This window comes from Bacillus swezeyi (assembly GCF_001969815.1).
In the GTDB taxonomy this organism is placed as follows: domain Bacteria; phylum Bacillota; class Bacilli; order Bacillales; family Bacillaceae; genus Bacillus; species Bacillus swezeyi.
In genome coordinates this window covers 1-22,671 of the sequence record NZ_MRBK01000039.1, presented here as the reverse complement: position 1 = coordinate 22,671, position 22,671 = coordinate 1, and the positions used below count along the sequence as shown (strand labels likewise).

Sequence of the window (22,671 nt, the reverse complement as noted above, 5' to 3'; positions counted from 1 at the left end):
AACAAAGAAAAGTCCGTCTGCCAAATATTTTATGCAGCCGCACAGTTTCTTCAATATATTTACAAAAACAAACAAGTCTGTTATAATAAATTGTTTAAAGAAATCAAATACCTTTATTGATATAAATTAAAACCATAAAAGGAGGAAAAACAATGGCTAAAACCGCAATGATCGTCAAACAAAAACGAGATCAAAAGTTTAAAGTGCGCGAATACACACGCTGTGAACGCTGCGGCAGACCGCATTCTGTAATTCGCAAGTTTAAGCTTTGCCGGATTTGCTTCCGCGAACTTGCCTATAAAGGCCAGATTCCCGGCGTGAAAAAAGCAAGCTGGTAATACAAGATTTAAGTCAGCCTGATTTTTGAGGCTGGCTTTTTTTAGTTAGCCGAACTTTGTACTGCAGACCGGCAAACAGCCCCAAAACGGCATTCGCGGCGAGAAACAAATGGACGAGTCCATTTCTTCGCAGCAAAGATATCAGGACTGGGATCACGGCCGCCGCAGCTTGGCCGCTGGAATCAAGGTTTTTCTAAGATAGCTGACCACAGAGCTCTAGGAAAGCTTCCCATGGATTGCAGACAACCTGTGGGGAAATGGCTGGGAACCGGGGATTGCACCATCGTATTGGCGGCCAACGCCAAAAAAGTCCTTTATACTCAGGTTCCATCGACTTCTAGAATTTGGACAAAACCATTCGTTCCATCCACTCTTATATAAGCGCCTTCCTTGATGATTTCAGTAGCTTTTTCAATTCCGACAACTGCCGGAATGCCATACTCCCTGGCGACAACCGAACCGTGGGTCATCATTCCGCCCACTTCCGTAATCAGCCCGACCGCTGACGTAAAGAGCGGCGTCCATCCGGGATCTGTATAAGGCGCCACTAAAATGTCACCCGGATTCAGCTTTGCATCCTCCAGTCTGGTGATGACTCTTGCTTTTCCTTCGATAACTCCTGCAGAAACCGGTGTACCTAAGAGCGCCCCTTCAGGACTTTTCGCATTGTGAAGTTTCCCTGTGATAACCTCCCCTTTACTCGTCATCACACGAGGGGATTTTAGTTTTTGATTTAGCTCATGCTGCCGTTTTCTTGTTTCTAAAATGTCTTGAATACATCCGATTTCACGGCTTTCTAATAATGCGATGAGTTCCTCCAAGGTAAAATAAAATACATCTGCCTCATCTTCTAGGATTCCTTTTTGAACAAGGCTCCGGGCTTCTTTTAAAATGGCTTTTTTATAGAGAAACATAAGCTGTACCAATGTGAACTTATGATGCTCGCGCATTCCCATTAGGCTGCGGTAGACGCGGACGAGCCGTGAAATGTATCTTTTTTGCGGGAAAGAAAATTGAGAAACGATCTCTCTTTCCGCCTGCTCCGCCTCCCTTTCACCTTGTTTGTATTTTTTTCTGTGGTATCCCGCGCCGGCTGTTTGAATGTTGCTGAGGATCAAAGGTGCGAGCTGGGCGGGGTCTTCAGACCATCTCGGCTTTGTGATATCGATTTCTCCGACGCACCGCATCCCGTATCGTCCCAGAAAATGGTCCAGCTTTTGTTTGAACGCTGCACCTCCTGGAATCTCCGTCAGCCCTTCGGCAAAACCCGTGCTGTCTGCCTGCTGCAAATAGCGGATCACCTCAGGATGCCGCCTTGCATGATCAGAGAGATCGCCCAGCGCCAGACCCATTTCGGTTGTCACATTGTGAGGCAAAGATTTATACAATTTGCTTAGCAAAACCGTACTTTGTTCATCACCAACCTTGTTTTTTAGCTTTTTTTCGAGATATCCAGATGAAACCACTCCGGTTAAAAAATACACTGCAACTTTAAAAACCACATGAGGAAGCATATTTCCCATGTCTTGCTGAATCAGGCGAATCGTCTCTGCACCGGAAGTCTCCTTGAGTTTTTCGGCTGTTTCCCTGACGGTTCGTTCAATGAAGGACCCGGCTTGTTTTTCGGCTTTTCCCGGATCTTTAATATACAGGTTCGCGGCAACTTTTAAAGCCGCCGGAATGAAAATCGGCGCCAATGTTTTGGCTATGCCTAACACCTTCAGTTTCCGCATGGTTTGATGTATGAATTCTTCACGTTTCACTGCTTCAGACACAGCGGTTGCCATCAATTGATCCATATCGTGTAATACCTTCAGCACCCTTTTTTGAATGGGTTTGATTGCAAGAGCGCCGGTAATATCAATAAAGGCCCTTCCCCCTGCCTCACGTGTAATGGACGGGTCTGTCGGGTCTTTCTTTAAAAAGTCGGGGATGCGGCTTAAAACGGATATGCCCAAAGGCTTCATCGAATCGGTCATCATTTGGATATAGCCTAGATTAATCAATACATGCAGCTTATCATCAGAGATAGATGGCACCGGATATAAAGATGTAATCGGCCGGCTTTGAAGAATATATAGCCGGCCGTCGGCAAAAGCCCATTCAATGTCTTGCTCTTGCCCGTAATGGGCCTCGATTTTTTGGCCCAGCTTCGCCAGCTCGCAAATTTGTTCATCCGGCAGAGCCTGTAATTCTTGTTTTTCGTGAGGGAGTTCTTTCGTGACGGTGCCGCCTTCGGGTAAAGAATATATCGCCGCTTCTTTCTTTGAAATTTGTTTATGGATGATGTCCCCTGCCTGAACCTGATACAGATCAGCCGTGACCAATCCGGATACCAGGGCTTCTCCCAATCCGAAGCTGGCGTCGATGGAAATGGTTTTGCGGTGCCCTGTGATCGGATCGGCCGTGAACATAATACCGGAAACGTCGGGAAATACCATTTCTTGAACAACAACCCCAAGAAAAACGGTGCGATGGTCAAAACCGTTTTTCATCCGGTAGGAAATCGCCCTGTCAGTAAATAATGATGCCCAGCAATTTTGGACGGCTTTGAGAAGCTGCTCCGGTCCGCAGACATTCAAATAGGTATCCTGCTGTCCGGCAAATGAAGCCGTCGGCAAGTCCTCAGCCGTCGCACTGGAGCGGACGGCATAAGCTTTATCTTTGCCTGTTTGATTAAGAGCCTTTAAAATCGTCGCTTGAATTTCCTCAGGCATCGACATGAAAGCAAGATGTTCCCGAATGCGTTTCCCTATTAATCGAATCTGTTCTAAATCATCATATTTAAGAGAATCAAGCTGATTGAAGAGGCGGTCCATCTCCCTGCTGTTTTTGATAAACATACGGTAAGCAAATGTTGACACGCAAAAGCCATGGGGAACGGGCAAGCCCGCTTTTGTCATTTCCCCGAGATTTGCCCCTTTTCCACCGGCTTCAGACAATTGGTCTTTGTCAATTTCATGAAAGTTCAAGACATATTTTTTCATCTTGCTCCCCCCTCATATGAAATCCTTTCTCCTGCTTTCTTAGAGAGATTCCGGCGTTTCAAAACGGAAGCCAGCAGGACCAAAAAACTCACAGACGCGATCGACAGCAAAACTGTAACAGGCTGATTCATGCTCAAACCTTTATCAAAGAACAGCATATCCCTGAGCCCTTCTGAGGCAAACCGCATCGGCAGCCAAGAGTAGAGCCAGTCGCGATATAAAGCCGGCATCAATTCAGGGGCCATTGTTAATAGCGGGGTTCCAAAGAAGAAAAGAAGACCGAACATTCCGGCTCCGGAAAATCCCACCCAAGCTGTTACGGCAGCAACCATTAAATAGAAACCGAAATAACAGACCGTGATAAATAATGCCGTATCATGAAATTGCGGAATGTTCATACCTACCCATTCACTGGCGATCCACACAAGGCCATAGCCGGCAGTGAACGCAAGCACGGCACCGATCAGTACTTGCAGCAGTCGAGACAAAAGCGCTTCGGTCCGGTTTGAGACTTGTATTTTTCTTACAGCTGCGAACATAAGCAGAGCACCTGCTATGCTCGCCATCCAAAGCGGCTGAACCAATGAGACCGGTGCATTTCCATTTGCACTGTAGGCTCCGGTTTCATTCACATTTTCTGTCTTTTTGCTGATGGGGGACGCCAATGCACCTGCCTGCTGCACATTGAGTGCCGCACCTTGCTTTTCAAGTGCTGCCAACGTATCTTCCCTGACACGTTGATTGATGTTTTCAACGACTTGATTCAACATTTGTCCTGCTGTATTCGCTGCCATTGTGTTTGCACCTTGGTTGATCAAGACCTTCACCTCAGCTCCAGCCGGATGTGCTGTTAGAAATGATGATTGTTTTCGGCTGAAATTTTTTGGAATGATCAGTGCAGCATAATACTTTCGCTCGTTGAGCTCTTCACGCACGTTTTTCTCATTTTTGACTTCTATCCACTTGACCGCTGACTCTTCAGCTTGTTGGGAATTCTTTATTTGAAGAACAATGTCGGCTCCCACATTTATTTTTCCCTGTCCTGGCAATTCCACCCCCTGATCTTCATTGACGATGGCAATCGGCAGATTTTTCGGCGTTGGGTGAACGGATGGAATCAATGTAAGTGAAAAAACCATAGTCACCAGCAATACGATAAGCGGTGCCAGTATGACAAGTTTTTCTTTTCGTAATTTCATAAGACAAATCTCCTTCGCTGAATATAAATGAACATCGTGTTGATTAATGTTCGTTGTGTTTATTATAATGGAATAAAAGCAAAACTCAATGAACAAGAAATGAGGAAATGTTAATTACTCAACATCAAGATGAACATTGTTTATTTTTTAGGGAAATAACTGAATGGAAGGCTGATAAAAATGGCAAAACAGACGGACAGAAGAATTAACCGTACAAAAAGGATGATCAGAGACGCTTTATCTGGGCTTATGGAAGAAAAAACGTTCGAGGAGATCACCGTCACAGATATTTCTCAGAAGGCGGATATCAACCGGGGCACATTTTATTTGCACTATCAAGATAAATACGATTTATTAGAACAAAGCGAAAGCGAAATCATCAAGGACATAAGGAACATCTCAAAACAATCGCTTCAATCCGTGAAAATATTGAATGGCTCTATCATCGATAAACCGCTTCCATTTGTAGTGAATATTTTTGAATACTTTAAAGAAAATGCAGTTTTTATGAAGGCAATTTTAGGTCCAAAAGGAACGGGTTCATTTCCGATTAAGTTCAAATCCGTTTTATCCGAAAACTTAAAGCGCATCAAAAAGACAATCAGGGCGGATACACTGGTGCCTGAAGAGTACCTGATCTCCTATATTGTAGGAGCCCATGTAAGCGTTCTTCAGCGGTGGCTGGCCAGCGGCATGAAAGAAACGCCTCATGAAATGGCGCTTATTTTATCAAAAATGACTGGAATGGGCCCTGCATATGCGGCTGGATTAAGAAAAAATGAAAGGGGGATTTGATGCCCCCTTTTTCTTTTTGCAGTTATTTCGTATAAGAAATCAAAAACAATCCAAAATATAGTGAAAAAGGTGGTGAGATCATGCAGAAGAAAGGCATCCAAAACAGCAGTATCGAACAGCTTAAAAATGACCATGAAACAGAAAGCGCATTCCAGCAGAAACAAAAAAACAGCAAACAGGAGAAAAACGACAGGAATCTAAAATAAAGCTAAAAAGGTGGATTAAACTTTATGAAGCATGTTAGAGCATTGTGTTTCAAGTTCATTGTCAGCCTTGTTCTTTTATATGTCATTCTAACTCTGTTTTTTGGCGTTCCATTTGGCGATATGTTTGTCCTTACTTTATTCTTGGGAGTCATTTCCTACCTGATCGGTGACCTATTGCTGCTTCCGAGAACGAACAACACGACCGCGACAATGGGTGATTTCGGCCTTTCCCTTGTATTGATTTGGGCGATTCTTGCCATGCAGAATAATCCTCCCTATGCTTCGTTAGCTCTGGCTTCGATCATTTCAGCAGCAGGCGTCACGGTGTTCGAATTTTTCTTCCACCGCTATATGGCAGCCAATGTTTTGGGCGATACGGCAAACGAAAAACGGGAAAACACGGGTGCGTTACAATATCAAAACGAAGCATCAGAAGAACTTTATCCGGTTACCCCTTCAAAAAAACGCGACAAAGAATAAAGCAAAGAACCTGCCGCGAAAGGCAGGTTCTTTGCTTTACCACGCGGCAATGTCCTCGCTTCAGTTCCGCCTGCCAGGACGCCGTTTTCATGGCGGATGAATCACCTGCCCCCTTCCAAATGATCCGGAATCAAGCGCCCATTCGACCTGATGCCCCTTTTCTGACAGCGCACGGGCAATATGCTGGGGAACGGACGTTTCAAGCAGCACGCTTCTCCCTCCCTGCCATTGCCAGCGCTGCAGCGGATTATATTTCATGTCTCCTCTCCTCCTGACATAACAGGTTCTCAATAAATGCAAATAAATTCTTCCTGTTAAAGGAAAACGAAGGTGTTTGGACGAATCTATTGTAAAAAAGGAGGAGGATAAAACATGAGGCACGATACACTAAAACATTTTGAATACCATAAATGGGCAAACCAAAAGGTGTTTGAACATCTTAAAAACCTGCCTGAAGAGCTGTTCACACAAGAGATCAAGAGCGTTTTTTCTTCTATTTCTGAAGTCGTCATTCATATGTGTGTCGCTGACGCGATGTGGCTAAAGGTTCTTTCCGGAGGCAGCTTCGAGCAATCAAAAAATTTAGCGATCCAGCTGAATCAAGAATTGAGAGGAAAAGGCATCGAAGGAATCACCGCTTTTTTTGAAGATACTGCGATTCAGTATCAAACATTTTTTGAAAGCCTTGAAGATCTCGATGCGGATATTACGGTAGAACACCCTTCCTTCGGCCGGATGAAGACAAGCTACAGCGAGTTGATGAACCATGTGATCAACCACGGCACATATCATAGGGGCAACATTTCAGCAATGCTTAGACAATTGGGGCATGCCAGCGTTCCGACCGATTATGTCTTTTATTTATTAAACCTGAATGAGACGACTTTATAAAAAAACCCCCTGTTCTATCGATTTAGAACAGGGGGTTTCCTCTTAAAATTCAGCTGCTAGCTTTTTAGCTTCTGCTAAGCCGTTTTCAATGATTTTTTGCGCTTCGTCCGGAACAGCGTTGTGTCCTTCGATGACAACGGTATGCAAGTCTTGAACGCCGAAGAAGCCCATAACGGTTTTCATGTAGTTCAGCGACATTTCCATTGATGCCATCGGTCCTTCAGAATAGAAGCCTCCTCTTGCATTTAAAAGAGCAACCTTCTTATCTCCCATTAGCCCTTTAGGTCCTTCAGGAGTGTATGTAAACGTAACTCCTGCGCGTGACAAGTAGTCGATATAAGTGTGAAGCACCGCTGGAACCGCAAAGTTCCACAAAGGGAATGCAAAAACAACTTTATCGGCTTTGACAAACTCGTCTAAGTAACGGTCAGCAACAGATGCAGCTGCTTTCTCATCCTCGGTTAATTCCATGCCTTTTCCTGCTTTAAATGTGCCGTTAATGGCGTTTCTGCCCATGTACGGCGGGTTTTCATTGTAAAGATCCAGCTCTGCGATTTCATCATTTGGATGATTTTCTTTATAGCTGTTAAGAAATGCATCATATAGTTTGACAGATACGGCTTCTTCAGCTGTACGGTCATTTGCTTTAACAAATAATACTTTAGACATTTTGTTTTCCTCCTGTGCTAACGTTTTATTATTTACTTACAAATAGTATGTTACTTTCTTTTAAATAGAAAGTCAACTAATTTATTTTGATGCCAAAATATGTTTCTCTCAAAAAGGCCCTGTTCATATTTGATAAAAAACAAACGATTGCTAATATCAGCAAGAACATTCGTTCGGATAATACAACATTATTTAAGTTCAAGCACAGAACTGGTTATGGCTTAATAAGTAATATGATAGTAGAAAGTTGTTTATTTCTACTCAATGAAACCTATCGCTCATTAAGAACGTATCAAGCTTTATGAATGAGTAAACACTCAAGAAAAAAACTTCATAATGGATTGAATAAATGCAGCCAGGCCTATTCTAAGACATAAGCTGATCTCAAGTTCTGATCCATGTTTGGATTTATATTTGAGATTAAACATTGTTTTTCCCCCTTTCTATTCAGTTAATCCTTTCTACACACTTTCAATATAAGATTCCGTCTAATAAATCGAACATTATTGGGAATTGCTTTTTCAAAGACAAAAAACCCTACTGATGAAGAAATCAGTAGGGTTTTTGTCGTCGCTCTTAATCTTTTTTTTGGGGCTTCATAGACTATTAATCCTGCCGCATCTAAAGCTTTATGCCAGCTTCCAAATCGCAGTGACATTAAGGCAGCTTGTTTCAGCTGCGATGGACCATTCTATTTGCCTTAATGACCTTATAAGTGATGAACAGACCTCTCTTTTTAAGATTGCAATTTTAATTCTTTGGCAGGTCCATATTTAGTCACAAGCTGTCTGAACGAAAGAAGCTCATTTTAAACTTTTATCAAGATCAACTGACTGCTGGACGTGTCAAGATCTTTATATGGTTGATAAGGTTATATGGAGTAGAGTTTTAATCGTTAAATATATCTTTCACCTTTTTTGGAACATACCAGAAACTTAAAATGTAGGCGAAAGTAAGCGATAATGCCTGTAATAACAATATGTTTTGGATTCCTATATTACTGCACATAACCAAAAATAACAGAGAAAAAATTTGAAGTACAAGTAAAGCGAAAACAATATATTCAAGTCCAAGTTTGACATCTCTGTTTGTTATTGGGTATGTACGGAAAATTAACGGATATCTGTTTGGCTTGAAATGATGAAGAACTTGCAATGTTGTTAGAAATAATCCCAACAGCATTATACAAACTGTTAAAACAGGGTATGTAGAGAATACTATAGCAATCAAAATGACCAGTGAGAAGCGAATATAGATGCCAAAAAACTCCCCATATCTTAAGGAAGAGCGAATCAGTAAATATAAAAAAGGTTTTCGGAAAATAAACGAAGACCTTTTAATCAAAAAGAACAAAAACTTTCTTTCTCTAACACGATGTTGCACACTTGGTATATCAATAAACAAGTTCAAATAAGTATAATATACAGACTGTCGCTTTTGTTCTTTGTTGATTTGGATAAACCACATATCGCTTGGCAATATATATGTTTGCCTGGTTATCAAAAGATAGCTTATGATTCCAACCATCAGCAAAAATAACAGAATGTGATAAAAGAAAAGATTCAGCAATAGAATATTTATAGTAAACTGAGCAAGAAAAAAAGATCCCTTTTTTTTCTATATAAAAAACGACATTCATATTTAAGTATTTTAAAAAGAGCAAGATTATACATGTTGTAAAAAACAGAATGTGATTGCCTGTCTTGCTTTGAAATAATGGATACAGAATAAGCATTAAAACAATAATTTTTAGAGCTTGGATAAACAGACTATAATAAAAAGCATATTTAAAATAAGGAGTTAACTCTGATTCAGCCGGCAACATAAAATAAATGTCTGTTTCACGCAAAAAAGTTGTAAGTGGATTCCTTGTTAAAAAACACCCCATTATAACAGAAAAACATATAATAAATTCAAACCTGCTTGTTATGATGAGATCAAACCATTTTAATAATTTTACATATAAATACATCAAAAATCCGATTATTATGAATATGCCGCTATTGCTGAATACTCGAAAAAGATAAATTCTTTCCTTTTCCCATTGATTCTTCAATCGTCTTATAAACAATTTACCCCATAGTGAACTCAATTTTTAACAACCCCAATAAACACTTCCTCTAATGAAACATCATTCATTTTCATCTGTTCCTGAATTTCCTGAAGGGTTCCTTGAACCCTCACTTTTCCCTCGTGCATAAAAATAAAACGGTCACAGTATTTTTCAGCCATGGTTAAAATATGAGTAGAAACAAGGATACCCATCCCTCTCTGTTTCATCTCAACCATTAACTCAATTAATGTATCAATTGCTAAAGGATCTAATCCAACAAATGGTTCATCTATAATAAAGAAAATAGGTTCAACCAAGAAGGCGCAAAGTATCATAACCTTTTGTTGCATTCCCTTCGAAAAAGTTTGCGGATAGTCATTTATTTTTTTTCCATCCTAAACTTTTTTTAATAGCTCGGCCGCTCTTAATTCGAATTTTTCTCTTGACATTCTATAAGCTGAAGCGGTGAATTCTAAATGTTCCCAAAGAGTTAATTCTTGATATAATTGGGGAACTTCAGGTATATAGGAAATTCGCGGTCTAAAATAGGAGGGGTTTTCTCTTATTGACACACCATCGAGTGTTATACGGCCTTCATCTGGTTTTAAGATGCCTAAAATATGTTTAATGATCGTACTTTTCCCTGCACCATTCAACCCTACTAAACCAACTATTTCCCCTTTATCAATTTGAAAAGAGATATTGTGGTTTGCCTTCTTGGTACGTTTATATCCCCCTGTAACTTGTTCTACGCGCAACATATAGAAACACCTCTGCTTTAATATTGAGAAAAGCATTCAATTTTTTTATTGAATGCTTTTCATTTAATTAACATTTTATTGCTTTAATAATACCATAACCTTCGAATGATCCATCCGTAATTTTTGAAACATTTGAAAAACCCTCCGTTTCCAACAATTCTTTCCACTCGTCAAAAGATCTGGCAAAAACGTGTGCTTCAACCCCCATAGCCATAAACGTTAACCAAGCACGACTGATCCCATCCGGTTTGTTTATACGTTCGAGAAGGTAAATTTCTCCTTTGGGTTTTAACGCATTAAACGCTTTTTTTAACAACATACATACAATTTCATCTTCCCAATCAACTAGAACCCTTGAAAATAAAATTTTATCATATCCTTGGGGAAAACTATCCCGAAGAAAATTTGCTGGAAAGACATTTATTTTAGACGTTGTATTCCATTTGTTTAAAGTATCTTCAATAATGGTACAGGCGCTAGGGAGGTTTAAAATATCAATGTATAAATCAGGTTGTTTCTTAACTAAAATAGAAGCCATAGTTCCGTCTCCCCCACCAACATCTAGCATGTTTGTCTCAATCCGTGAATTAGAAAGCAAATGCTGCGATAAAAAGGAAGCCAAGTAAGGTACTTCTGCTGTCATAATTGGTTCAAAATTTCTTGATTCTGTCTCATTTTTTGGTGGCCAATGAACCTCATCAAATTGGATATTTGTCTTTACCATCTCTGAAAACGTAGGGCCATACTTTTTTAAAAAAAGTCGTGTAAATCCGATCCTTGGCCATAGATAAGGTTCAAAAATATTTGAGGAAGGAATAAAAAACTTTTTCGTAAATTCCGTTACTTCTACTTTTTCTTTAATTGTAACGAGATCCATTTTTTCTAGCATATATACCAAACGATATACATTTGTTTTTGGAGCAGTGAGTCTTTCACTTAACTCCGGTAAATCCAAAGGAGTTTCATATAGGATATCAAACAGGTTCATTTCGACAGCAGAAAGCAGCAGATAAGTGCTTATAAAACCGTTCAACACAGCATCTGCTTTTTCACGTTCTCTATTAAAGATTTGCATATCCTTTTGAGATAACGAAGATGAATGGTCTATCCAGTATTCACAATGTTCATTCCAAAGATTAAACTTTTCTACAATATCTAAATTCTGTTTCATAAAATCATCTCCTTAAAGGACTTAAAAACTATAACGTTTCTTCTATTCTTTTTTGAGCCTCAATGTTTAAAGCGTGACACTAGTTAGGTGAAACTGAAGAAGCCGCTGACGGAAGGTAGCAAGGTTTTCTAAGGTCACTCGCCCGAGGAAAACTGTAGAAGCTACTGTAGTGATCCGGACACTGATGCCAAAACACTCTGCCTTCACGGTCGTCTGAGAACTTTGCAGCAGAAGGTGAAAATTAAGCTGGCGCAGATCTGAAAGCCCGTCAAACACATAGAAAGCAGATATGTAACTCAGTGACTATTGATGAATATTCGCTGGGGCTGAAAAACTTATCAGAACTGACTGATGATAATCACCAGCAAGGAATTGAAGATTTTAAAAAAATTTAGAGCAAAATGTTTTTTTGTGCCGAGTACTTGACTCCCCGTCGACAGTTGTAGGACATCTCTTTTAACAAACAGAGCCATAGAAAAAAGCACCCTGTTTTTGCGGGTGCTTATTTTGAATCCTGCTCCTCATCAAGACGTTCGTAAGCATATGAACGCTTTTGATCCATCGTTTCTCTGTTTGTCAAATCCTTCATTTTCCGTGTAATTTGCTCGTCATATCCTTCCGCCTCTTGATTTCTTTTTTCTGTTTCAGCTTGAGTCTCCGCGGTTTTTCTTGCATATGGAACGGCTTCGAGGCGCTCATACGGTATTTCTTGACCTGTTGCTTCACATATTCCGTATGTGCCGTCTTCCATCCGCTTGAGGGCGTCTTCCACTTCTTTTAATAAATTTCTGTCCGTCTGCCGGAAGGTCTGCTCTCTCATTCGTTCAAAATAAACGCCGGCATGGTCAGCCTGATGATTGTCAACTCCGTTTGAAAGCTCGCCCGTTTCTTCCGTCATCGACTGGTCTGTTCCTTCTGCAGGGGAAAGGCTTTGTTTTAAGTCGATTAATTTATGGTAGAGATGGTCTTTTTGTTTTTGTGTTAATGGCATGGCTGATCCTCCTCCTTTCTTCTTCCTTTCCCGATTTCCCGGGAGAAAAACCCGCCTTCCAAAATAAAAAGGCCGTTCAGACGCGGGCAAGCGGTGAACAGCCTTTACGGTTTATGCACATAAGTATTTTGATAAAAGCGCTTGGATTTCAAGCATATCGGTATCCTTGGTAAATTCGAGGTCAAAGATTTTGCTGCTTGTCATCAGTGAAAGAGAGCTGTCGGGATTGAACATGCTGACTTCCCTGATCGCAAAGCCTTCAATAGATTTGTAAGGAAGAAAGACGCGGACTTTCTTTTTTGTAAACAATTTATTGTCGAAAAAAATAACCCGCTTATTGGTAAAACAAATTTGATCAATTCTTAACCTGCATACAGATTCAATTTTTTCTCCTTCAATCAGCAGCGGTTCAAATTTTTTCCCGTCTGCAGTCTTGCTAGCTGAAAAAACGCCCAATCAAAACCCCTCTTTCTATGTGTCCGATTTATGTTTATGCACAAGGCAAAGTATGCTGTCAGCTACTAATAAGAATACGACAACCCTGTTTGATAAACAATTACGAGCAGATTACATTTCTTTAACTCTCTATGTTTGTTTTTTCTATTCATTTATACGCTCGCTGGACAAGATAAGTTTCATCTTTTTATCTGTTTTTTCGGATATTTTCGATAAACTTCACGTTTTTAAGAAATCGTTTTCATATAAAATGATAAAAAACACCCGCAGAAAGATTTCTCCTCCTGCGGGCCTTTTTACCGGTCTTCGTCTTCTATCGTGCCTTCCATATACGTGTCAGACGCCTGCTCTTCTGCCACAGCGATTCCTTCCGATTCGGTCATCCGGCTTTCTTGGCCTTGAAGATGTCCTTCATGAGAGCCGCGGTTTTTTTCACCTGCATTCACCATCTCCTTCGTGATCATCTTTATTATTGATGATCTTTGGGAGAATCATTTAGCATTTGTTTCTTCAAAGTATTCTTTGTAATAGCCGCCCACTTTATTTGTATTATCGATGATGAACAAAAACTCTTCCGTCTCATTTTTGACTTCATATGTTTTTCCGACGGTCAGTGCCCTGTTGACGATGTATTTTTTCGCATCGGTATGAACGCATTTTACTTTTTTTATGGTTTGATTGCTCTGCCATTTTTCATGAATCATGTTGATGTCCCCTTTTCAAAAAACGATGTATAGTTTCCATTGTAGCGTTTTTTGGCTGAAATGCAATGTCAGTTGTCAGTTTGCCGCCCGGCCGAAATGCAAATGAATATTGATTTCATTACATCCCCTGTTATAGAATGATGGTGTATGGTTCCAAAATCAGAAATATATCCCTCTTCTGTCAGCGCAATGAACAAACCACAAGATAAACCACCAGCAAGAAAAACTCACAAGAAGACAGACCAAAATTTTGAAGGAGGTTTGTTTAAAAACATGAATTCTTTAACAATGCAGGTCAGTAAGAAGCTGGAGTCATTTTTGCAGGGAACGAAAAAGCTTTACATTAACGGGGAATTTGTGGCAAGTGCTTCGAACAAAACGTTTGACACCCCGAACCCGGCTACGGGAGCAACACTTGCGACCTTGTATGAAGCAGGTCCCGAAGATGTCGACAAAGCTGTAAAAGCTGCAAGAGAAGCCTTTGATCACGGGGCATGGCGGACCATGAATCCGGCCGAAAGAAGCAGGGTCATGTACAAACTCGCCGATCTGATGGAGGAACATAAACATGAGCTGGCTCAGCTTGAAACGCTTGATAACGGAAAACCGATCAGTGAAACGACTGCCGGGGACATTCCGTTGTCGATAGAACATATGCGTTATTACGCAGGCTGGGCGACGAAAATAACCGGACAAACAATTCCTGTCAACGGACCTTATTTTAATTATACCCGGCATGAGCCTGTTGGAGTTGTCGGTCAAATCATCCCTTGGAACTTTCCGCTCTTAATGGCGATGTGGAAAATGGGCGCTGCCCTGGCGGCAGGATGTACGATCGTCTTAAAGCCAGCTGAACAGACTCCTCTTTCCGCACTGTATTTGGCAGAGCTGATCGATGAGGCAGGTTTTCCGAAAGGCGTGATTAACATCATCCCGGGCTTCGGTGAAACGGCGGGAGAAGCTCTTACTGATCATGACCTTGTAGACAAACTGGCATTTACAGGATCTACTGAAATCGGCAAAAAAATTATGGAGAAAGCGTCAAAAACCGTGAAACGGGTCACCCTTGAACTCGGCGGAAAATCGCCGAACATCATACTGCCTGATGCCGACCTAAAGAAAGCGATTCCGGGAGCATTAACCGGCGTCATGTTTAATCAGGGGCAGGTATGCTCTGCCGGTTCGCGCGTCTTCATCCATAAAGACCATTATGACAAAGTGGTAGATGAAATGGTCTCTTACTCCAAATCCCTTCGCCAAGGTGCAGGGCTTCATGAAGGGACACAAATGGGACCGCTCGTCAGCAAAGACCAGCATGAACGGGTGCTTTCCTATATTGAGAAAGGGCGCCAGGAAGGAGCAAAAGTCGCCGTCGGCGGAACATGTCCTTATGAAGAGGGATACTTTGTCTCTCCGACCGTGTTTACAAATGTCGAAGATGACATGACGATTGCACAAGAAGAGATTTTTGGCCCTGTCTTGGCAGCGATCCCTTATGAAACGGTTGACGAAGTCATTGAGCGCGCCAACCGGACGGAATATGGGCTTGCCGCAGGTGTTTGGACGGAAAACCTGAAAAACGCCCATTATATCGCTGACCGGCTTCAAGCAGGCACCGTTTGGGTCAACTGCTACAACGCCTTTGACGCTGCATCTCCATTCGGCGGTTATAAACAGTCAGGCCTCGGCCGCGAGATGGGCTCATACGCTTTGGATAATTATACAGAAGTGAAAAGCGTGTGGATTCATGTCGGCCAGTAATTTAATACAGTGATTTGAGAAAGCTCCAGACTGCAGGCTGACGACGATATTCAAGCGGCGTCAGCTTGTTTCGTTTTCTTCTCGCTTTCTCGTCGTTATCAAGACAAGTTCTCCAACATTGAAAGGGTCAGCTGATTTGCTCCGATATGAATTGCTTATAACCCATGGGATGTTATCTGATAACGCCATCACAGAAATGATCGACGATATTTTTTTACCGCTTGTCCGTTAACTATCATCGCACTACTTAAAAGAACCTCTTCTTCATTCCTCATCCGCAGGAAAACACTGTTCCCAAATTTACAGTTCTTTAGCATCCGTGTTTTCTGCATCCTCCTAAACCAATCACTTATGTTTCGGGCTCTTCATATTCGTGTTTCAGCATCCCCATGATGATTTCATCTGAATATCGATCGTTCATATGAAGAGCCTGTCTCAGCGTTCCTTCCTTTTTAAAGCCGGCTTTTTCGTATACTTTCACGGCGCGGATATTATGCGAAAACACTTCGAGCTGGAGCCGGTTTAATTGTAGCTCCTTAAAAACAAACCGCTGGACCAGTTGTACGGCTTCAGTGCCGTATCCCTTGTTGAAATGGTCTGTGCTGTGCAGCGCAATTCTGAATCCTGCTTTCCGGTTGACCCGGTCAATTTCCAAAATCGACAAATCGCCGATCAGCTCATCCCGGTCCAGCAAACAAATCGCGAAATCAAACCGTGTATCATCACTGGTGATCCGCTCGTAATGTTCATATAATTCGTCCATCGTAAAGACACGTTTTGTTCCGGTCATATACCTGATATCTTCATCGTGGACAGCCTTGTAAAAGCTCTCCATATCTTCTTTCCTGACGGGTCTTAAGTAAACGGTGCGACCTTTTTGCATATGCCCCCTTCCTTTCATCACGATTCAGTTTCCTGATATGCAGCAGACCAATGAAACGGCTGAATGTCTTTCAATGCTTTAAAGACAAGGCCGCCGGCTGGGACAGTAACAGCCGCTTTCACCTCAGGCCCCCAGTAAAAAAGTCTTTCCTGACATACCCCGCATGGCGTTAGCACTTTATATTCTGAATGTTCATCATCTCTTACGACGCAAATGGAATGCGTGATCCTCGTACCCAGCTTGTGCGCCTCTAAGATAGCGCCTGTTTCAATGCATAATTCTGTTGAAGCGTTGATGACTTCCGGTGCAACGCTCGTCAGAATTCTTTCATCTTCCGTATACATCGCGGCCGCTCCGCCCCATCCGGATGGATACCTCTTTTTTATCAATTCGACAGCAGCGTAATAAAGCTTCTTTTCAATCTTCATTCTGACACATCCCTTGGCAAAAGCTTAATTTGAATCTTCCTTTTTACGATACCCCATTTTTGGGATAAAGGTAAATGACGATTTTCATAGAAAACAGCCCCCGGACATTACTCAGTGCGCCTGATTTAATGATGATGCTCGCGGCCGCTTTCATCATCTTTTTTGTGTCCATCAAGGGATTCGAGTTCTTGATGAGATACATCTCCCACAATCACCCGTTTAATCGGCATCACACGCATATCGCCTGCTTTTGCATGGACTTGAATATCATAAACGCCATTTTCATGAAATATTGTTTCGGCGCTGTAGACGCCCTTTCCTTCGTGTTTGGCCGCGATTTCGCCAATCTGTTCGCCGCTGGCTGCTTTTGATATGGCAAATACGGCTTGATCCGCGCTTTTCAAAGCCTTGCTTCCTTGCGCCAGTTTAATCTTCAAGGTTGTTTTATGATGGGGATCAATCTCCTTAGGCAGCAGAAATTCAGTGCTGATCACTCTCGGCGGAACTTCTTCTTGATAGGATTTGCTTTGTGTAGCCGAGCAGGCAGACAATAAAAACACCAGAACCAGGCTCAGAACCCCCGCAAAACTCTTATTCATTTCTTCACCTCCCGTTACGCGCTGAAAAAGGACTTCAAGGCGGATACCCGCCTGATGACGAAGTGTTCCAACAGCCAGACCACGATCAGCGAAAGGCCGACCAGCGGAAAGAACAGGCCAAAAAAGAGCATGCTCCCGGCCAGGTACTTCATTGATTTTTTGTTTTTGGGAGCTGGCGGCGCTCCCAGTCCGCTTTTTGGTTTTCGTTTACGCCACAATATGAAGCCGCTCACTGAGACTCCGACGATGCCGATACAAATTGCCAAACCGATTAGCTGATTGATGAAGCCGAATTGGCTTCCTTTATGCAAAGTGATCCCCATCGCGATAATTTTCCCTAAAGCCCCGTAATCCTGGAAACGATAATCGGCCAATACACCGCCTGTATACTGGTCAATATGCACAGTAGCTTCATCCTGAGCGCGCGGAGAAAATACCGACAGTGAATAAACACCCTTTGCATCCTGTGGAAAAAAGACATTGTAGCCCGGGTGCACATTTCTTTCCTCTGCAATTCCGACAGCATCATCAATTGATATTTTCATATCTTTTTGCCGCCGGGATTCGGGAACCGCCATATGTTCAGCTGCCCAAGGAACATCGGCCACTTCTTTTGCCGTTACATCTGAAACAGGCTTTTCCCCTATCCAAATCGAAGGGGGATACCCGATTCCTGAATTTGTGGCGAGGTGCTGGACAGTATTTCCCCACAAGCCCGACCACGGCAGTCCCGTGATAATGAGAAAAAACATCCCGGCTGACAGCCAGAAAGCAGGAACAGCATGAAGGTCCCTCCATAATATTTTCTTTCCCTTTGAAAGGCGCGGCAGCAAAATTCCGCGCAGCTTTCCTCTTTTTCTCGGCCACCATAAATAGATCCCCGTGATGATAAGAATTATGGACCAGCATGCCGCTAATTCAACAATTCTGTCGCCGATCACACCCGCCATTAACTCTCCGTGAAGCGCTTCAAGCTGATTCATGAACTTTTGATTATCGTCGAGCTTCCCCATCACTTTTCCAGAGTAGGGGTTCACATATACGGTATAAGTCGAATCACCGGCTGCAATTCCGACTTCGGAAGAACGGGAAGCATGTTCTCCCGGTCTGTATCTGACAACTTTTCCATCAGGATAGCGGGTTGCGGCCACGGCCGTTTGCTGCTCAGGAGACAGCTTCTCCTTCTGAGGTTTCACATGATAGTAATCATGATAAATCAGTTCTTCGATCTGAGGTTTAAATAGATAGATTCCCCCTGTGACGGCCAGCAAGACCAAAAAAGGTGCAATGATTAAACCGGCGTAAAAATGCCATCTCCATAAAGTTTGGTAGATTGTTGGATTAAAACGCTTACCCGCATCGGCTGATGATGGCGGTTTGCTGTTAGCTTCATTCATCCAGACCGTTCCTCCTTATAAGCATCTCATTACATATAAGGATAGCGGGTTTTTAAAGCAGGAAGCAATATCACATTGTTGTAAATTGTGAAATTATGATGAATTATCACACCTTCCCTCACCACTCTCCAGTTTCTTAAAATCCCCATTGCAGCATTGTCCCGTATGCATGATACATATTTCCGCCGAATACATTATACGAAGGAGATGAAAAGGAATGCATTCTTTGCTGGAGGATGTCAAAGCTTTCAGGCAAAAGATGGTGGCAGAGCTTCAAAACAGACAGAAGCCGGGCGGATCTTGGCGATTTTGTTTTGAAGGACCGGTGATGACAAACAGCTTTTTCATTCTTTTGCTGACTTCTCTCGGAGATCATGACTCCTCGCTTATCACAAGTCTTGCCAAACGAATCCGGTCAAAGCAAAACGAAGATGGAACGTTTCGGAATTATCCTGATGAAGCGAAGGGCAATTTAACCGCGACTGTACAGGGCTACACCGGGATGCTTGCTTCAGGGCTATACAGCCGAAACGACCCGCATATGCAGAAAGCAGCAGCTTTCATCAGATCCGAAGGCGGATTAAAACATGTCCACTTTATGACAAAATGGATGCTTGCCGCAAATGGACTTTATCCTTGGCCGAGGCTGTATATTCCGCTCTCATTTTTAATGATCCCTCCCCATTTCCCGCTGCATTTTTACCATTTCAGTGCTTATGCAAGAATTCATTTTGTCCCGATGGCCATCACGTTAAATCGAAAATTCGCCTTAAAAAACAAACAGGTCGGTTCACTTCACCACTTGGATGAAAACATGTCGAAAAACCCTTTAGAGTGGCTCAGCATCGATTCCTTAAATGAAAGAAACTTTTATTCTTTCAATCTGCAATGGAAAGAACTCTTAAGATGGCCGGCTTATCTTCATCAGCTCGGGTTCGAGGCGGGCAGGAACTATATGCTGGACCGGATTGAAGAGGACGGAACACTGTACAGCTATGCAAGTGCGACAATATTCATGATTTACAGCCTGCTGGCAATGGGAATTTCAAAAAACGCACCTGTCATCAGAAAAGCAATCACAGGCATTAAACACCTGATTACTCCATGCGGCGGTGACGGCCTTTATTTAGAAAATTCAACGTCAACCGTCTGGGATACGGCATTGTTGAGCTATGCGATGCAAGAAGCAGGGCTTTCGCAAAAAAGCTCGGCCATCTCAGCCGCATCTGACTACTTACAAAAACGACAGCATATGAAAAAGGCGGACTGGGCCGTCTTCAATCCTCATGCAAGGCCTGGCGGCTGGGGTTTTTCACATATGAATACAAACAATCCCGATTTAGACGATACGGCCGCTGCATTAAAAGCGATTCCGTCCCAAAACCGTCCTGCCGACTGGAAGCGCGGGCTCTCCTGGCTTTTATCGATGCAAAACAGAGATGGAGGATTTGCAGCCTTTGAAAAAAACGTCAACCACCCTTTCATTCGATACCTGCCGATCGAATCAGCGGCTGAAGCAGCGGTTGATCCGTCAACAGCAGATCTGACCGGCCGCGTTCTTCATCTGCTCGGAATCAAAGCGGGGTTTACAGAAGATCATCCGGCTGTCAAACGCGCCCTCGGATGGCTTTTCCGCAGCCAGGAAGAGAACGGGGCATGGTACGGCCGCTGGGGCGTCTGCTATATATACGGAACATGGGCGGCGCTGACCGGAATGAAAGCGGTCGGCGTCCGCAGAGAACACCCAGCTGTAAAAAAAGCAATTGCATGGCTTCAATCCATTCAGCTTGATGATGGAAGCTGGGGGGAATCATGTAAAAGCTGTGAGTTGAAAACCTTTGCACCTCTTGCTTATGGAACCGCAGTTCAAACAGCATGGGCTCTTGAGGCTTTGCTGCAATATGAAGCTCCTGACGAACAGCTGATTCAAAAAGGGTTCCGTTTTCTCATCGATGACCGCCATCAGTCTAAACACTTTGATTATCCGACAGGCATCGGACTTCCAAAACAATTTTATATTCGCTATCACAGTTATCCTTTTGTGTTTTCATTGCTTGCTTCAAGCGCCTTTATTAAAAAAATGGAAATGAGGGAGAAACATTGAATCGAGAAGTATATAAAGAAGAATTAGCATCCTGGGCCAAGGACATAAAAAATCAGGTAAAACACGACGCTTCTTTAGAAAGCCGTTTAGAAGAACTCTTTCGTTCATTAGATGATCCTGATGCCAGTGAACAGGAGTGGTATGAACAAGCGGAAGCCGTGTATCAAGAAATTGGACGCCGTGCATCTCCAGACCATCAGCAGTACAGGATGGTGCCGATCGGGGGCCATCGCCTGCCAAAGCTGCCCTACTCATACTCGGCCCTTGAACCTTATATTTCAAAAGAAATTATGTTTCTGCACCATACAAAACATCACCAAAGCTATGTCGACGGTCTGAATAAAGCTGAGCGGGAGCTGCAAAAGGCGCGGCAGACAAAACAGTTTCAGCTTGTGAATCATTGGGAAAGAGAGCTTGCATTCCACGGAGCCGGACACTATTTGCACACGATTTTTTGGTATACGATGCACCCCAAAGGCAAAAGAAGACCGACAGGTGAACTGCTGGAGATGATCAACCGCTCTTTCGGCAGCTATTCTGCATTTAAAGAACAGTTTTCTGAAGCAGCAAAAAATGTGGAAGGCGTCGGCTGGGCCATTCTTGTCTGGGCCCCTCGTTCACACCGTTTGGAAATCCTGATCGCCGAAAAGCATCAGCTCATGAGCCAGTGGGACGTGATCCCTCTTCTTCCGCTCGACGTATGGGAACATGCTTACTATCTTCAATATAAAAATGAAAAAGCCAAATATGTTGATAATTGGTGGAATGTCGTTGACTGGAGAGAGCCGGAAAGACGCTTTGCTGCAGCAAAGCGCGTTCAATGGGAGCCTTTCTAAGCAAAAAGAGTATGGTTGAATAAGCGGACTTCAACATGTTGAAGTCCTGTTCTGTTTCAATGGGCGGAGGGCTTATCTTAATTGATAGTGCAATTCAGCAAATTGTTGATAACGTCGAACATCAACCAGCTTTAATTTATTCTCCAAATCCCCTGATATAAATAATGGGATTCCCCGCCCGATAATCGATGGTGCAATTTGAATCACAAACTCATCAACAAGCTTTTCCTGAAGAAGCGGATGGAGCACTTCCCCTCTTTTCCTTTCAAGGATTTACTGAAATCGGCAATATCCCCGTTGATGAAATTTACATATTCAGTAGATCCTGTCAATGTACGCGAAAAAACATAACACTGCTTATCCTGATACGGAAATTCTTGCGGCGAGAGAATCAAGATTTGATCGTAAGTCTTTCTGCCCATTAGTATAGTATCCACCGATTCATAGAAGTCTGAATAACCCGTGTCTTCTTCGCCTTCAGTCCCAATTAACCAATCCAATGAATGATTCTCACGCGCAATGTAGCCATCTACACTTATCGCTCCGTAAAATGTCAGTTTTCTCTGATGACTCATATCTCCATCCTCCACAATATAAAATTTTCATTGCTTTAAGACGTTCCTGCTTAATGTGCCAATAGATGTTAAAGGTATTAGCTGATGGCAAAGAGAACTGGCAGACACTGCATCAGCGCTTTCAATACGATTATAGAACATTTGTTCCTTTTTATCAACTATCATAATGAAAAAACCCCTAAACCTTTTGTTTAGGGAGCTCAGCTTGTAGAGAAACCTATGTTTTTCTACAAGCTTTTTTGTTTTAAATGGTTTTGATATGTTTTTCATCTTTATGAAAGAAACAGAAAAAGGCCTCCCACACCCCTAGCCTAGCTTCGCTAGGTGTGTGGCAATCTTCTTCATATTCTGGCAAGCGGCTGTGAGAAGAACTTGTTCGCTCACATT

22 protein-coding genes and 3 pseudogenes are annotated in these 22,671 nt (G+C 42.6%); 8 read left to right on the top strand and 17 right to left on the bottom strand.

The window, feature by feature from the left end; genetic code table 11:
* Positions 1–152: 152 nt before the first annotated feature.
* A complete protein-coding gene (locus tag BTA30_RS20815; RefSeq protein ID WP_026587450.1) occupies positions 153–338 on the top strand; it encodes a type Z 30S ribosomal protein S14 in 186 nt (61 codons plus the stop codon).
* A 320-nt stretch (positions 339–658) separates the two neighbouring features.
* On the opposite strand, the gene BTA30_RS20810 is transcribed toward BTA30_RS20815, so the two are convergent.
* Both BTA30_RS20810 and BTA30_RS20805 read right to left on the bottom strand, forming a co-directional pair.
* Positions 659–3,325: a phosphoenolpyruvate synthase gene (locus BTA30_RS20810; RefSeq protein ID WP_076763719.1), complete on the bottom strand. Its 2,667-nt coding sequence runs from the start codon at positions 3,323–3,325 to the stop codon at positions 659–661.
* Positions 3,322–4,524 carry a YhgE/Pip domain-containing protein gene (locus BTA30_RS20805; protein WP_076763717.1) on the bottom strand — a complete coding sequence of 401 codons (1,203 nt, stop codon included), beginning with the start codon at positions 4,522–4,524 and terminating at the stop codon, positions 3,322–3,324. Before BTA30_RS20805 ends, BTA30_RS20810 begins: the two co-directional genes overlap by 4 nt.
* A gap of 180 nt (positions 4,525–4,704) precedes the next feature.
* Here BTA30_RS20805 and BTA30_RS20800 point away from each other — a divergent pair, with 180 nt between their 5' ends.
* From BTA30_RS20800 to BTA30_RS20790, 3 genes are all read left to right on the top strand, one after another.
* Positions 4,705–5,319 carry a TetR/AcrR family transcriptional regulator gene (locus BTA30_RS20800; protein WP_076763715.1) on the top strand — a complete coding sequence of 205 codons (615 nt, stop codon included), beginning with the start codon at positions 4,705–4,707 and terminating at the stop codon, positions 5,317–5,319.
* A gap of 80 nt (positions 5,320–5,399) precedes the next feature.
* Positions 5,400–5,525: a biofilm-forming protein gene (locus BTA30_RS20795; protein WP_076763713.1), complete on the top strand. Its 126-nt coding sequence runs from the start codon at positions 5,400–5,402 to the stop codon at positions 5,523–5,525.
* Positions 5,526–5,549: 24 nt separating this feature from the next.
* On the top strand, positions 5,550–6,005 hold the full coding sequence (locus BTA30_RS20790; protein ID WP_076763711.1) for a YndM family protein: 456 nt from the start codon (positions 5,550–5,552) through the stop codon (positions 6,003–6,005).
* 87 nt (positions 6,006–6,092) lie between these two features.
* On the opposite strand, the gene BTA30_RS23230 is transcribed toward BTA30_RS20790, so the two are convergent.
* Entirely contained in the window at positions 6,093–6,263 is a 171-nt protein-coding gene (locus BTA30_RS23230) for a hypothetical protein (RefSeq protein WP_158027675.1), read from the bottom strand.
* A gap of 114 nt (positions 6,264–6,377) precedes the next feature.
* On the opposite strand from BTA30_RS23230, the gene BTA30_RS20785 reads away from it, so the two are divergent.
* Positions 6,378–6,896 (top strand): DinB family protein, encoded by a 519-nt coding sequence (locus BTA30_RS20785; RefSeq protein ID WP_076763709.1) that lies wholly within the window; start codon positions 6,378–6,380, stop codon positions 6,894–6,896.
* Positions 6,897–6,938: 42 nt separating this feature from the next.
* On the opposite strand, the gene BTA30_RS20780 is transcribed toward BTA30_RS20785, so the two are convergent.
* From BTA30_RS20780 to BTA30_RS20740, 9 genes and pseudogenes are all read right to left on the bottom strand, one after another.
* The gene (locus BTA30_RS20780) at positions 6,939–7,565 is read right to left on the bottom strand and encodes an FMN-dependent NADH-azoreductase (protein WP_076763707.1); all 627 of its coding nucleotides are present in this window, start codon (positions 7,563–7,565) and stop codon (positions 6,939–6,941) included.
* A gap of 888 nt (positions 7,566–8,453) precedes the next feature.
* Positions 8,454–9,092 (bottom strand): ABC transporter permease, encoded by a 639-nt coding sequence (locus BTA30_RS24355; protein WP_478209653.1) that lies wholly within the window; start codon positions 9,090–9,092, stop codon positions 8,454–8,456.
* 106 nt (positions 9,093–9,198) lie between these two features.
* Positions 9,199–9,636 (bottom strand): annotated as a pseudogene (locus tag BTA30_RS24350) (ABC transporter permease); the annotation flags it as partial.
* A 17-nt stretch (positions 9,637–9,653) separates the two neighbouring features.
* A pseudogene (locus tag BTA30_RS20765) lies at positions 9,654–10,379 on the bottom strand (ABC transporter ATP-binding protein).
* A 67-nt stretch (positions 10,380–10,446) separates the two neighbouring features.
* A complete protein-coding gene (locus BTA30_RS20760; protein ID WP_076763700.1) occupies positions 10,447–11,550 on the bottom strand; it encodes a methyltransferase in 1,104 nt (367 codons plus the stop codon).
* A gap of 502 nt (positions 11,551–12,052) precedes the next feature.
* Entirely contained in the window at positions 12,053–12,541 is a 489-nt protein-coding gene (locus BTA30_RS20755; protein ID WP_076763698.1) for a TraR/DksA C4-type zinc finger protein, read from the bottom strand.
* Between the two features lie 111 nt (positions 12,542–12,652).
* Complete coding sequence (locus BTA30_RS20750; protein WP_076763696.1) at positions 12,653–12,997, bottom strand: PH domain-containing protein; 345 nt, start codon at positions 12,995–12,997, stop codon at positions 12,653–12,655.
* Positions 12,998–13,293: 296 nt separating this feature from the next.
* Complete coding sequence (locus BTA30_RS22615) at positions 13,294–13,443, bottom strand: YozQ family protein (protein WP_158027673.1); 150 nt, start codon at positions 13,441–13,443, stop codon at positions 13,294–13,296.
* Between the two features lie 45 nt (positions 13,444–13,488).
* Positions 13,489–13,701 carry a DUF6501 family protein gene (locus BTA30_RS20740; RefSeq protein WP_076763694.1) on the bottom strand — a complete coding sequence of 71 codons (213 nt, stop codon included), beginning with the start codon at positions 13,699–13,701 and terminating at the stop codon, positions 13,489–13,491.
* 273 nt (positions 13,702–13,974) lie between these two features.
* Here BTA30_RS20740 and BTA30_RS20735 point away from each other — a divergent pair, with 273 nt between their 5' ends.
* Entirely contained in the window at positions 13,975–15,462 is a 1,488-nt protein-coding gene (locus tag BTA30_RS20735) for an aldehyde dehydrogenase family protein (protein WP_076763724.1), read from the top strand.
* A 349-nt stretch (positions 15,463–15,811) separates the two neighbouring features.
* Here BTA30_RS20735 and BTA30_RS20730 read toward each other — a convergent pair whose 3' ends face one another.
* The 4 genes from BTA30_RS20730 to BTA30_RS20715 form a co-directional block, all read right to left on the bottom strand.
* Positions 15,812–16,345: a GNAT family N-acetyltransferase gene (locus BTA30_RS20730; protein ID WP_076763721.1), complete on the bottom strand. Its 534-nt coding sequence runs from the start codon at positions 16,343–16,345 to the stop codon at positions 15,812–15,814.
* A gap of 17 nt (positions 16,346–16,362) precedes the next feature.
* Positions 16,363–16,773: a cytidine deaminase gene (locus BTA30_RS20725; RefSeq protein ID WP_076763691.1), complete on the bottom strand. Its 411-nt coding sequence runs from the start codon at positions 16,771–16,773 to the stop codon at positions 16,363–16,365.
* 125 nt (positions 16,774–16,898) lie between these two features.
* Positions 16,899–17,372, bottom strand: a complete 474-nt coding sequence (locus BTA30_RS20720) for a FixH family protein (protein ID WP_076763689.1) — start codon at positions 17,370–17,372, stop codon at positions 16,899–16,901.
* Between the two features lie 14 nt (positions 17,373–17,386).
* Entirely contained in the window at positions 17,387–18,769 is a 1,383-nt protein-coding gene (locus BTA30_RS20715; protein ID WP_076763687.1) for a PepSY-associated TM helix domain-containing protein, read from the bottom strand.
* Between the two features lie 217 nt (positions 18,770–18,986).
* Between BTA30_RS20715 and BTA30_RS20710 the strand changes: the two genes are divergently transcribed.
* Both BTA30_RS20710 and BTA30_RS20705 read left to right on the top strand, forming a co-directional pair.
* Positions 18,987–20,873: a terpene cyclase/mutase family protein gene (locus BTA30_RS20710; protein WP_076763685.1), complete on the top strand. Its 1,887-nt coding sequence runs from the start codon at positions 18,987–18,989 to the stop codon at positions 20,871–20,873.
* On the top strand, positions 20,870–21,709 hold the full coding sequence (locus BTA30_RS20705) for a superoxide dismutase (RefSeq protein ID WP_076763683.1): 840 nt from the start codon (positions 20,870–20,872) through the stop codon (positions 21,707–21,709). The genes BTA30_RS20710 and BTA30_RS20705 overlap by 4 nt, the downstream gene beginning before the upstream one ends.
* 72 nt (positions 21,710–21,781) lie before the next feature.
* Here BTA30_RS20705 and BTA30_RS20700 read toward each other — a convergent pair.
* A pseudogene (locus BTA30_RS20700) lies at positions 21,782–22,284 on the bottom strand (dihydrofolate reductase family protein).
* Between the last annotated feature and the right edge of the window lie 387 nt (positions 22,285–22,671).

What these genes read in the sequence shown, in the direction of transcription:
- BTA30_RS20810 (WP_076763719.1), bottom strand. Translation starts at nt 3,325, where the DNA reads ATGAAAAAATATGTCTTGAACTTTCATGAAATTGACAAAGACCAATTG.
- BTA30_RS24355 (WP_478209653.1), bottom strand. Translation starts at nt 9,092, where the DNA reads ATGGTTGGAATCATAAGCTATCTTTTGATAACCAGGCAAACATATATA.
- BTA30_RS23230 (WP_158027675.1), bottom strand. Translation starts at nt 6,263, where the DNA reads ATGAAATATAATCCGCTGCAGCGCTGGCAATGGCAGGGAGGGAGAAGC.
- BTA30_RS20735 (WP_076763724.1), top strand. Translation starts at nt 13,975, where the DNA reads ATGAATTCTTTAACAATGCAGGTCAGTAAGAAGCTGGAGTCATTTTTG.
- BTA30_RS20785 (WP_076763709.1), top strand. Translation starts at nt 6,378, where the DNA reads ATGAGGCACGATACACTAAAACATTTTGAATACCATAAATGGGCAAAC.
- BTA30_RS20720 (WP_076763689.1), bottom strand. Translation starts at nt 17,372, where the DNA reads ATGAATAAGAGTTTTGCGGGGGTTCTGAGCCTGGTTCTGGTGTTTTTA.
- BTA30_RS20800 (WP_076763715.1), top strand. Translation starts at nt 4,705, where the DNA reads ATGGCAAAACAGACGGACAGAAGAATTAACCGTACAAAAAGGATGATC.
- BTA30_RS20715 (WP_076763687.1), bottom strand. Translation starts at nt 18,769, where the DNA reads ATGAATGAAGCTAACAGCAAACCGCCATCATCAGCCGATGCGGGTAAG.
- BTA30_RS20730 (WP_076763721.1), bottom strand. Translation starts at nt 16,345, where the DNA reads ATGCAAAAAGGTCGCACCGTTTACTTAAGACCCGTCAGGAAAGAAGAT.
- BTA30_RS20805 (WP_076763717.1), bottom strand. Translation starts at nt 4,524, where the DNA reads ATGAAATTACGAAAAGAAAAACTTGTCATACTGGCACCGCTTATCGTA.
- BTA30_RS20815 (WP_026587450.1), top strand. Translation starts at nt 153, where the DNA reads ATGGCTAAAACCGCAATGATCGTCAAACAAAAACGAGATCAAAAGTTT.
- BTA30_RS20790 (WP_076763711.1), top strand. Translation starts at nt 5,550, where the DNA reads ATGAAGCATGTTAGAGCATTGTGTTTCAAGTTCATTGTCAGCCTTGTT.
- BTA30_RS20760 (WP_076763700.1), bottom strand. Translation starts at nt 11,550, where the DNA reads ATGAAACAGAATTTAGATATTGTAGAAAAGTTTAATCTTTGGAATGAA.
- BTA30_RS20740 (WP_076763694.1), bottom strand. Translation starts at nt 13,701, where the DNA reads ATGATTCATGAAAAATGGCAGAGCAATCAAACCATAAAAAAAGTAAAA.
- BTA30_RS20795 (WP_076763713.1), top strand. Translation starts at nt 5,400, where the DNA reads ATGCAGAAGAAAGGCATCCAAAACAGCAGTATCGAACAGCTTAAAAAT.
- BTA30_RS20780 (WP_076763707.1), bottom strand. Translation starts at nt 7,565, where the DNA reads ATGTCTAAAGTATTATTTGTTAAAGCAAATGACCGTACAGCTGAAGAA.
- BTA30_RS20725 (WP_076763691.1), bottom strand. Translation starts at nt 16,773, where the DNA reads ATGAAGATTGAAAAGAAGCTTTATTACGCTGCTGTCGAATTGATAAAA.
- BTA30_RS20710 (WP_076763685.1), top strand. Translation starts at nt 18,987, where the DNA reads ATGCATTCTTTGCTGGAGGATGTCAAAGCTTTCAGGCAAAAGATGGTG.
- BTA30_RS20755 (WP_076763698.1), bottom strand. Translation starts at nt 12,541, where the DNA reads ATGCCATTAACACAAAAACAAAAAGACCATCTCTACCATAAATTAATC.